This window comes from Bradyrhizobium yuanmingense, assembly GCF_029167105.1.
GTDB lineage: Bacteria > Pseudomonadota > Alphaproteobacteria > Rhizobiales > Xanthobacteraceae > Bradyrhizobium > Bradyrhizobium yuanmingense_A.
In genome coordinates this window covers 1-1,814 of the sequence record NZ_JARFML010000101.1, presented here as the reverse complement: position 1 = coordinate 1,814, position 1,814 = coordinate 1, and the positions used below count along the sequence as shown (strand labels likewise).

Annotated in this window: 2 protein-coding genes and 2 pseudogenes; 2 read left to right on the top strand and 2 right to left on the bottom strand. The window is 59.1% G+C overall.

The annotated features are described in order from the left end of the window. The coding region (locus tag P0R31_RS40580; RefSeq protein WP_275521202.1) for a hypothetical protein at positions 1–207 on the top strand (207 nt) is incomplete at its 5' end. Positions 208–592: 385 nt separating this feature from the next. Here the strand turns inward: P0R31_RS40580 and P0R31_RS40575 are convergent. Continuing rightward, positions 593–1,234: pseudogene (locus tag P0R31_RS40575) on the bottom strand (IS66 family transposase zinc-finger binding domain-containing protein); the annotation flags it as partial. Positions 1,235–1,306: 72 nt separating this feature from the next. Continuing rightward, a complete protein-coding gene (gene tnpB, locus P0R31_RS41305) occupies positions 1,307–1,522 on the bottom strand; it encodes an IS66 family insertion sequence element accessory protein TnpB (protein ID WP_430516903.1) in 216 nt (71 codons plus the stop codon). A gap of 145 nt (positions 1,523–1,667) precedes the next feature. On the opposite strand from tnpB, the pseudogene P0R31_RS40570 reads away from it, so the two are divergent. Beyond that, positions 1,668–1,814: pseudogene (locus tag P0R31_RS40570) on the top strand (IS701 family transposase); the annotation flags it as partial.

The window sequence follows — 1,814 nt, the reverse complement described above, 5'->3', positions numbered from 1 at the left end:
CGCAACGGACGATCGGCTGCGCAACCCCGACCAGCTCCGCCGATCGTCCGTTGCTCCACCCGCGCCACTTGGCGTACAAAACCCCGAGACTCTAACTGCCGCTGGATGAAAATTCAGGGGCAGGTCATGATGGTGCTGAGCTATAACTTCACCCGGGTTCTAAGCATATTCGGCATTCAGGGGTTCATCGCAAGCCTGGCCAAGTAGTCGCGAGGGCGGGCGTGATTCCATATCAACAGAACGCGGCTGCTATAGACTCCTAGAAGCAGAGGCTGCCCGGCACGGACTGCTCTGGCTGCCCCGACTTTGATCTTGTCAGGCTTTGCGAGACGTTCTTGCCCAGTCTCCGAAGAGGCGTTGCCCACATGCCCACAACCTCAACAACAGACGCAGACAGAGGCCCTCGCGGCCTGATATCAGAAAATCGGAGCGGCGAGACTTCCAACTAAGAAGGCGGCGTCAGTGGTCCTGCTCCCGGGGTCCCACTTCAGACAATGTTCGGAATGCTGCGCGCGATCATTTCGGAACCCCGCACGCCATCAAATCGGTACGGTGCGCGCGATAACCTCGGAACGGCAGATGGCTTCCTGCCGTAGAGCGGCTGGCCATCGGCGTACTTGGAGACGGCGATCTGAGCCAGAAGCGCTTCGGTCGGAATGCCATCCTCGATGATGTGGGCTGGGGCCGGCGCCTGGATCACGCCCTCCGCGTTCCTGAACGCATATTTGGACGGCGTGTGACGATGACACGGAACTTCGTCGGCTCCACATCCAGACGCTCCGACACGTCCTCGCCGATCAACACCTTCTGCTTGCCGGCATGCTCAGCCAACACTCCCGGCTCGATGACAACCTCGATCCGTTCCAGATGGGGCGCAAAGCCCTTGCGCCCACGCGGCGCACGCTTGCCATCTGCTTGCTCACAGCCCTTGCCGACCCGTACCTTGATTGCAGCGATGCCGGTCTCGATCTCCTCGAAGACGAAGGCCCGCTGTTCATCGTCGCCGTTCACAGAGCTGAGCTTCTCCGGTCGTCCGTCGAACCGGGCGCGGTCAAATGCCTTCAGGATCTGCGTCAGCCGCGCGATGCGCGCATCGGCATCGGCGTTCCGGGCCTTGAGATCGTCGACCTCGCTCTCCAGAGCGTCGGCACGTGCCGCTTTTTTCGGCCATGGCAAGCATCATGGCCTTCAGCGTCTCTACGTCATTGGGGAGGTCGAGATCGGGCGGCGTCATTGACCCTACCAGAGCACATTTTGCTCCGTTCTCTCGCCCTTTCAGGCGGTTGATTCAGTCGCCGCAGCGCTTTTACCCAACAATCTCCGGCGGCCTGACCGGCACAGCCCGGACCCGCTTCCAGTCCATCCCATCCATCAACTGCGCGGAGGTGAACTGCACCCGATGGTGCCCGATCCGCGGCCAGCAAAACTTCGCCTTTTCAAGACGTTTCAAATAGAGGCACACGCCAGAGCCATCCGACCATACGATCTTGATTCTATCGGCTCTTTTTGGCCCGGAACACATAAAGGGCCCCATCGAACGGTTATGTTGCACGCAACATAACTATACTTATGTGTCGGACGACATTATGTGGCGGAGGCGCCCTAGCACTACTTTGGCAGATTGTTGATTTTGTCGCGTTTTATAGGATTCCCGAATCGATTTTTCAATGATTCATGGGTGGTCGGATCTTGGAGGGCTGACCATGCCGGGATGGGAAGACGAACTCGAACGCTGGCTGATGCCGTTCTTGGACCGGCTGGGTCATAAGACCCGACAGCGGATGTGTCCTCTGTATGTTGCGGGACTGATCGGT

What these genes read in the sequence shown, in the direction of transcription:
- tnpB (WP_430516903.1), bottom strand. Translation starts at nt 1,522, where the DNA reads ATGTGTTCCGGGCCAAAAAGAGCCGATAGAATCAAGATCGTATGGTCG.